Source organism: Mesorhizobium sp. M5C.F.Ca.IN.020.29.1.1 (assembly GCF_003997375.1).
Lineage (GTDB): Bacteria > Pseudomonadota > Alphaproteobacteria > Rhizobiales > Rhizobiaceae > Mesorhizobium > Mesorhizobium wenxiniae.
Genome location: NZ_RZSW01000319.1, coordinates 1 through 7,087, shown reverse-complemented (window position 1 = coordinate 7,087; position 7,087 = coordinate 1). Strand labels below are relative to the sequence as shown.

The 7,087-nt window shown below is 59.7% G+C and carries 8 protein-coding genes, 1 tRNA gene and 1 pseudogene; 7 read left to right on the top strand and 3 right to left on the bottom strand.

The window, feature by feature from the left end:
• The 5 genes from EOA85_RS22625 to EOA85_RS22605 form a co-directional block, all read left to right on the top strand.
• The coding region (locus EOA85_RS22625) for an ATPase, T2SS/T4P/T4SS family (RefSeq protein WP_164759811.1) at positions 1 to 472 on the top strand (472 nt) is incomplete at its 5' end.
• 3 nt (positions 473 to 475) lie between these two features.
• A complete protein-coding gene (locus tag EOA85_RS22620) occupies positions 476 to 1,441 on the top strand; it encodes a type II secretion system F family protein (RefSeq protein ID WP_127211235.1) in 966 nt (321 codons plus the stop codon).
• Position 1,442: 1 nt separating this feature from the next.
• Positions 1,443 to 2,402, top strand: a complete 960-nt coding sequence (locus EOA85_RS22615) for a type II secretion system F family protein (RefSeq protein ID WP_127211234.1) — start codon at positions 1,443 to 1,445, stop codon at positions 2,400 to 2,402.
• A 135-nt stretch (positions 2,403 to 2,537) separates the two neighbouring features.
• Complete coding sequence (locus tag EOA85_RS22610) at positions 2,538 to 3,008, top strand: tetratricopeptide repeat protein (RefSeq protein ID WP_127211233.1); 471 nt, start codon at positions 2,538 to 2,540, stop codon at positions 3,006 to 3,008.
• Between the two features lie 433 nt (positions 3,009 to 3,441).
• Positions 3,442 to 4,686 carry a TadE/TadG family type IV pilus assembly protein gene (locus EOA85_RS22605; protein WP_127211232.1) on the top strand — a complete coding sequence of 415 codons (1,245 nt, stop codon included), beginning with the start codon at positions 3,442 to 3,444 and terminating at the stop codon, positions 4,684 to 4,686.
• Here the strand turns inward: EOA85_RS22605 and EOA85_RS40140 are convergent.
• Positions 4,652 to 4,783 carry a recombinase family protein gene (locus tag EOA85_RS40140; RefSeq protein WP_348627924.1) on the bottom strand — a complete coding sequence of 44 codons (132 nt, stop codon included), beginning with the start codon at positions 4,781 to 4,783 and terminating at the stop codon, positions 4,652 to 4,654. The genes EOA85_RS22605 and EOA85_RS40140 overlap by 35 nt on opposite strands.
• Before the next feature lie 240 nt (positions 4,784 to 5,023).
• Between EOA85_RS40140 and EOA85_RS22600 the strand changes: the two genes are divergently transcribed.
• Positions 5,024 to 5,257, top strand: a complete 234-nt coding sequence (locus EOA85_RS22600) for a hypothetical protein (protein ID WP_127211231.1) — start codon at positions 5,024 to 5,026, stop codon at positions 5,255 to 5,257.
• A 322-nt stretch (positions 5,258 to 5,579) separates the two neighbouring features.
• Here the strand turns inward: EOA85_RS22600 and EOA85_RS22595 are convergent, their stop codons facing one another.
• Both EOA85_RS22595 and EOA85_RS22590 read right to left on the bottom strand, forming a co-directional pair.
• Positions 5,580 to 5,903: a hypothetical protein gene (locus EOA85_RS22595; protein ID WP_127211230.1), complete on the bottom strand. Its 324-nt coding sequence runs from the start codon at positions 5,901 to 5,903 to the stop codon at positions 5,580 to 5,582.
• A gap of 127 nt (positions 5,904 to 6,030) precedes the next feature.
• Positions 6,031 to 6,106 (bottom strand) — tRNA-Thr (locus EOA85_RS22590).
• 338 nt (positions 6,107 to 6,444) lie between these two features.
• Here EOA85_RS22590 and EOA85_RS22585 point away from each other — a divergent pair.
• Positions 6,445 to 7,087: pseudogene (locus EOA85_RS22585) on the top strand (hypothetical protein); the annotation flags it as partial.

Sequence of the window (7,087 nt, the reverse complement as noted above, 5' to 3'; positions counted from 1 at the left end):
GCGCATGCGACCGGACCGCGTCATCCTCGGCGAGTGCCGCGGCGAGGAAGCCTTCGACATGCTTCAGGCGATGAACACCGGCCACGAAGGCTCGATGGCGACCATTCATGCCAACACGCCGCGCGACGCGATTTCCCGTCTCGAACAGATGCTCGGCATGACCGGAATGCCGATGACCGTGCAGTCGATCCGCAGCCAGATCGCAAGCGCGCTCGACATCATCGTGCAGCTTACCCGGCTGTCCGACGGCAAGCGCAAGGTCACGAGCGTCGCCGAAGTGACCGGGATGGAAGGCGACGTGATCCAGATGCAGGAGATATTTCGCTTCGTGCGCACCGGCATGGAAGCGGACGGGACGATCCTTGGCCACTTCGAGGCGACCGGCCTGCGCCCGCGCTTCCTCGAAGACCTGAAGGCGATGGGCATCGAATTTCCTGGGCGGTATTTCGAGCCTGGCAGACAGCAGGAATAATCAATGCTCGAGGGATTCAGCGCCATCTATGTGATTTATGCCGGCGCCGGCCTGACCGGCATCATGATCGCCGAAGCGTTTTACCTGCTTTACGCCGGGCACCGGGATCGCCGCATGGCGATCAATCGGCGAATGAAGCTGCAGGAGAAAAACCTCAGCCAAGAGCAGGTGCTGATCCAACTGCGCAAAGAGCGTGGGATGGAAGGCGGTGCTTCGATGCTTTCGCTCGACCGGATTCGGGAGCTGCGGATCCAGTCCGGCATGGTCCTACCGCTGCCGAAATTTTTGCTGATCACGTCGGGTCTGGCGCTTGGCATCTGCCTGTTTGCCGTTTCCTACGGCCTGCCGCTGATTATTGCACTGGCAGTGCTTCCGGTCATGTGTTTGGTCTTTCCGATCGTGGCCCTGCGGTTCCTGCGCAAGCGGCGGCACAAGATGTTCGGAATGCAGCTTCCAGAAGCCCTGGAACTCATCACGCGGAGCCTCAAGGCAGGGCATCCGGTTCCGGTGGCGATCTCGATGGTGGCGCGTGAAATGGCCGACCCGATCGGCACCGAATTCGGCGTGATCGCCGACGAAGTGACCTATGGCTCCGACCTGGTTTCCGCGCTGCATTCGCTGTTCGAGCGCGTCGGACACGAGGACCTGCCGCTGTTCGTCACCGCTGTGTCGATCCAGAGCAGCTCAGGCGGCAATCTGCGCGAAATCCTGGATGGTCTGTCGTCGGTCATCCGCGAGCGCGGAAAGCTGCGGCGCAAAGTGCGAGCAATCTCGACCGAGGGCCGCATGTCGGCATATATCCTGACCGCCGTACCGGCGCTGCTGATGGTCGGCATCATGGTCATGATGCCGCAATTCTACGAGAGCGTCTGGGGCGAGCCGATGACTTGGTATCTGTTGGGCGGTTCGATCTTATGGCTGATGCTGGGCAACGCCATGATGTTCAAGATGTCGAACTTCAAATTCTGACATGGAAACCCTGATCGGCCTCCTTGCCTCCCTTCGCCCGACGTCGCTGGCGCTTTTGCTGCTCGCCGTGGGAGGAGGAGCGATTGTCTGGCAGTGGAGTACCGCGCGTGGAGGACGCGGCGACTTGAAGCGCCGGCTCAAGGTCGAAGTCTCCGAGGTTGCGGAGGCACCCAAGCCGACCGCCGCGCCGAAACGGAACGCCAGCGCCGTCCGCGACAAGGCGATGAAAACCGCCCATGAATTCTACGCCAAAAGCGATCCGGAAAACGTTGCGCGGCTGCGGATGAAACTCATCCAGGCTGGTCACATGGATCCAGGCGCGGTCGGCAGGTTTTTTGTCATCCGCTTTGTCGGCTTCCTGGCTGGAGCCGTTGGTGCGTTTCTGGTCGTCCGCTGGTTTGGTGCTGAATCGGCAGTTCCGAGCCGATGGACTTTTATCATCATGTCCGGTGGCGCCGGTTATTTTCTGCCGGGTCTTGTATTGACCTCGCAGGTCCGTACGAAAAGGCGGGAATACCGCAATGGCTTTCCCGATTTCATGGACCTGATGATCGTCTGCGCGGACGCCGGCATGAGCATGGAGGCCGGGATCGAGCGAGTGTCGAAAGAGCTCTTCATCACTTATCCCTCGCTCAGCCAGAACCTTCAGCTTGTCTCGCTCGAACTCAGGGCAGGGCGCAGCCTTGACGATGCGCTGAAATCGTTGGCTGATCGCCTGAGCCTCGACGAGGTACGCTCCTTCGCCACGCTGCTTCAGCAATCGAAGGAGCTTGGCACCAGCCTCTCGGGCGCGCTTCGGGTCTATTCGGACGAGATGCGTCACAAGCGCATGTCGATAGCTGAGGAAAAGGCGCACGCGCTGCCGGCAAAGATGTCGGTGCCGGTTACGATCTGCATCCTGCCAGTCGTGCTGATGATCGCCATCATCCCGATCATCGTGAAAATGACGGCAGGCGACTGATCCCGCTCCAGTCGATAGTTAATCCAATATGTTCGGCTTTCCTAATATTTGCTCGAAACCCGCCACCGAAGCTTAAGCCGAACCCGCTATGGTGCTTGATGAGACGGCCCGCCAAGCGGCCGGATGGGGCAGATTATGGGGCAATCGAAATTCGCCGCGTTGGCTGCGGTCGCAGTCGTGACGATTGTGACGGGATGCACGACGAGCAGCGTCGACGTCACCGAGACCACGTCGATCGCTCCGGCGACGACCGACATCAGCAGGGCTGATCTCGTATCTGGCAAGACGCAGTTCCGCGAAGCCAATTATGGGTTGGCGGAAAAGCACTTCCGCAAGGCGGTGGAACTTCGGTCCGACAATGCCGAGGCATGGCTGGGACTTGCCGCCTCCTACGACCAGCTCGGCCGCTTCGATTTTGCCGACCGCGCTTACGATCAGCTTGTTGTGGTTGCCGGCCGCCGGGCCCACATCCTCAACAATATGGGGTATTCGCAATTGTTGCGCGGCAACAAGAAAAAAGCCCGCGAATTGCTTCTGGAGGCCAAGGCAGGAATGACCGATACCTCGGTGGTCGATGCCAACCTCGCACTGATGAACAAGTCGTAGCAGCGTTCGAACCGTTGCCGGATCCAACGAATTGCAGATTGGCTTACAGGCCGCCGCGGGATCCAACGTGAAAAATTGTAGAAAGCCTGGCTAGATCGGTTCTGGAGCGAAATGGTGGCGTAGAACGGATCTGGCGTGTTGTTCAGCGCCAGAACTTGCCCTTCTAAACTGGAATAGGTCACGATTAGTCCTGCGATCACCCATTTCGAATGTTTATTTTTCAATAGAATTAGCGACGGATAACCGTTCGGCGCTGTGCACAGTCGAGCGATACCTGCACCCGCTCGCTGAGAGCGCTCTGCATTCGCGGCCACGGAACGGCCGCATCCTCCATCCGGACAGCGGTTTGACCGTCCGGCAGCTTTTCTGTGAGGATGAATTCCGTCCTACTTAAGAGTTTAGTGATCAATGAAACAACTTCTTCGCCGCAGGGATGCATTTTGCCGGCATGATGCACCAAATTCTGCTTGTGAAACGGTTCTTTCGAGACAGCCGCGGTAACTTTGCGACCGGTCTCGTTGTCATGCTGCTTCCTATGCTTGCAGCAGTCGGCGCCGCGGTGGATTTCGCGAACATGAACCGCGAGCGGAGCAGGCTTCAATCGGCTCTGGATGCAGCAAGCATGGAGATCGCCGTTAAGGTCAACTCGGGCCTGAGCGACGGTGAGCTACAGGCTCTTGGCGACAAGCTACTCAAAGCCAACTTGGCATCGGTCGATGCAAGCGCGGATAACATACCCTCGCTCGTCTATCACGGTCTGGCGACGGAAAACGACGGAAGCCAGAGCCTCAGGACTGAATCCAGCCTCAACTACACCTATCTCATTCCGCGCTCAATCGGCGGCGATGGACCGTCAACCACCAAGATTCTCGTCCGGTCCCGCATAACGTCCAACAATGGTGATACTGCGTGCATCTATGCCCTCAACCGGGCCGCGCCGCGCGCCTTCGAGGCGGCCGGGAGCACCACAGTCATCATGGATGGCTGCGTTATCGCTTCCAATTCGTCTGCTCCGGATTCCATCTATGTTGGCGGCGACGCGTCCCTTGAGGCGGACTGCATTCAATCATCTGGCGGAATAGTGGCGACCAGCGGACTGATCACCGATTGTGAGCAAAATCGCGTCAATGCGTGGCGACTGCCTGACCCATGGGGTAACCTGGTGGAACCGGTACCACCAATCTTGTATCCCAATCCGAAAGCTGGCGACTTGACAGTCAGTCCAGGGCGGTATCGAAATCTCGATCTGAGCGGCGATAAAACCCTGGAGCCGGGTCTCTATTATGTCGAAGGTTCTCTTTCCGTCAAAGGCACAGTGACCGGCGCCGGCGTGACCATCTTCATGGCTGATGGCGGCATAACAGTGAACGGCAACGGTTCGTTGTCATTGAGCGCGCCGCAGACAGGCGACTATGCCGGCATGCTGATGATGTCGGCACGAGCGAACACATCGTCCCACCTGTTCAATGGAAATGGCGCCACTGATCTGAACGGCGTCCTATACTTCCCCTATGGCGACCTGACCTACAATGGTAACAACGGAACAAGCAGCAACTGCCTGCGCATCGTTGCCGACACGATCAAGATGAGCGGCAATTCGAACATCAAGTCCGACTGCAGTGCGGAACTGGGGGGACGCGAAGCTAGAGTGGCAGGCCCGTTCTACTTTTCGATGTAAGGCAGTTGCGAACGTTCGAGGCCTCCCATTGGCCGCCCCACGCCGTTCTGACCCCACGGTTGTTGAGCGCAATGGCCAAGCCTCTGAGGCTAATCACTCCTGATGCCTGAAGAGCGAGGACAGGATGGATAACGCGCACTGATCAGCCTCCCGAGTTTACCCAGCTCCCGCCGCAGTTCGCGCTGATATCGATCGCGCGGTGGGCGCCGCATCGCCTTCGGGAGATCCCCGCGCTGCGCGAACTCGCCCCCGGCGAATGGTTCAAGAGCGTCGACGTCGACGAATATCGCCGGCGTTACCTTGATCAGCTCGCCAGGCTCGATCCAGGTGAAACCGTTTGCCGGATCGAGGGATCTGGCACGAGGCCGGTCGGCGGCGCTCCTTTGCTGGGAGCGGCCGCGATACGCCAATTTCTCTGTCACCTTTCTGTCACCGCGGCTACGTCAGCGCGTGGCTGCACGATGAGGTCGGTCTCGAGATCTACGAGTTCGGCCGGGAAGGCTGCGGCCACCAGCATCCGAAGCTGCCGGAAGCGCACCGATCAGGCCTGGTGCAGCCCAGGCTGATCTGATGGGCTCGCGCGCGTGACTGTCCAACGTGTCCAAGGTGGCCGGCGCGGCCCTAAACCTTCCTTGCCGCGATCAGAAAATCGCCACGAAATGTCCATCGGCCTTTGAACCCGTGCGGGCCCTGCCAGTACCCCTGCGAAAGCAGCCGCTGAAGCCGACGGCCATAGCGCGCATCAGGAAAAATATAGCCGGTTCAGATTGCGTTCGTCATTGCAGGCTCAGGCGCCGACGCTTCGACCGAGAGGGCGCAAGGATAGCTAGCCCAAGATTCTAACCCGATCTCGAAGGTAGCGAGCACGAGCCGGTGCCTATTTTTGTAAGGGATCAGCCTCGACCGACTTTGGAGCTCGACCGGCGAATGAGCCCACCATTCGAGATCCATGATGTCGGGTTCTCATAAATGAGGAATGCCTTGATGGCATTCTCAAGGGGCGATCCACCTAGCAGAAAGACCGCCTTATTCGCCTCGTCCCAGTGGCCCAGGACCTTGTCATTCGCGTCGATCTGAACGATCAGCCCTTTTCCTTTTGCGCGGGCAAGAGCCGTCGCTTGAGCATGGAGGTTATCGGCTGCAAACAGCCAGCTATGCGGGGGTTGCAGCACGCTCCACGAACTCATATTGGTATCGTCCTTGGGGCTGCGAGCCATGGCGCTCCTTGCTGGTCCTGGCGACTATCGACACCACCGACGCTCGGTTTTGTGTCCCGAAATGTGTCCTGATCTCGAATTTGCGGTGTGGTGAGGAGCGCTTTGGGCCCGCAACCCTTGAAAATCTTGGTGCCGCTTAGGTGACTCGAACACCTGACCCCATCATTACGAATGATGTGCTCTACCAACTGAGCTAAAGCGGCCCGGGAAGCCGAGGCCTCCAAGATGCGCTGGGTGATAGACGCAACCCACCATAAATTCAAGATGGGACTTGGCATTTCGTGTGGGCTCATGCCGCGCCTACAAGCGGCCGCCGCGCCGATCCGTCATTCGGTGGCGCGATGCCGTACCGGCAGGTTGCGCGGTCGCGTCGCCGCTGCATCGGGAAACCGGCGAAAAATGTTGATTCCTTTAACGAAAACCGCCGAAATGGGCTTTGGATGCCTCGCCAAGGCAGAATGCGGCCGCTGGCCCGTTGATTGATTGATCGCCTACGGCTAACGATCATGACAATGTGACCGTACGTGCAGAGGGGTCCCGTTTGGACGCGATCGAAAAAGCGATCCGGAATGCCTTCGAGAAAGGCAATGCCGAAGACCGCGCGTTTCGCGAGCGGGTCTATCGATCGGCCTTCGCCGCACTTGACCGTGCCCTGCAGGCCAACCCGGGCGTGACGGTGGAAGTCGCCATCAAGCGCCGCAAGGCGGTGCAGGCCAAGATCACCGAAATCGAATCCGAGTTCCTGCCGGCGGTTTCCGGCGTGGGCCGGCCGACCGATGATGACGCTGCCGCACCGGCGGTGAAGCAGCCGGCCGACAGCGAAGCCGAAGCCGAACCGGATGGCGGCGCCGATGCTGAACCCGTGTCCCCGCCTGACGTCGTTATCGATGGTCCGGCGAAGCCTCCTGCATCCGAAGCGCCCCATGCTTCCTACGCGCCCCCTGCTGCCGACGCGCCGCGCTCGCGCGTCTTGCCGGTCGTTCCCGATATCATGCCGGAAGCGGCTTTTCCCGGTGCGCCGGAGATCGACTTGTCGTCCCCTCCATCGACCGGAGACGACGACGCAGAGGTGATGCCCGACCGCGACGACAGGCGGGCGAGAGGCCCCCGCCTGCCTCTAACCGCAATCTTCCTCGGCGTGACGCTGCTCGCAGCTGTCGGCATCGGCCTCTATTTCGCTGCCC

Bases quoted from the DNA above. Each gene is read 5' to 3' on its own strand.
- EOA85_RS22610 (WP_127211233.1), top strand. From the start codon at position 2,538: ATGGGGCAATCGAAATTCGCCGCGTTGGCTGCGGTCGCAGTCGTGACG.
- EOA85_RS22615 (WP_127211234.1), top strand. From the start codon at position 1,443: ATGGAAACCCTGATCGGCCTCCTTGCCTCCCTTCGCCCGACGTCGCTG.
- EOA85_RS22595 (WP_127211230.1), bottom strand. From the start codon at position 5,903: ATGGCTCGCAGCCCCAAGGACGATACCAATATGAGTTCGTGGAGCGTG.
- EOA85_RS22605 (WP_127211232.1), top strand. From the start codon at position 3,442: ATGCATTTTGCCGGCATGATGCACCAAATTCTGCTTGTGAAACGGTTC.
- EOA85_RS22620 (WP_127211235.1), top strand. From the start codon at position 476: ATGCTCGAGGGATTCAGCGCCATCTATGTGATTTATGCCGGCGCCGGC.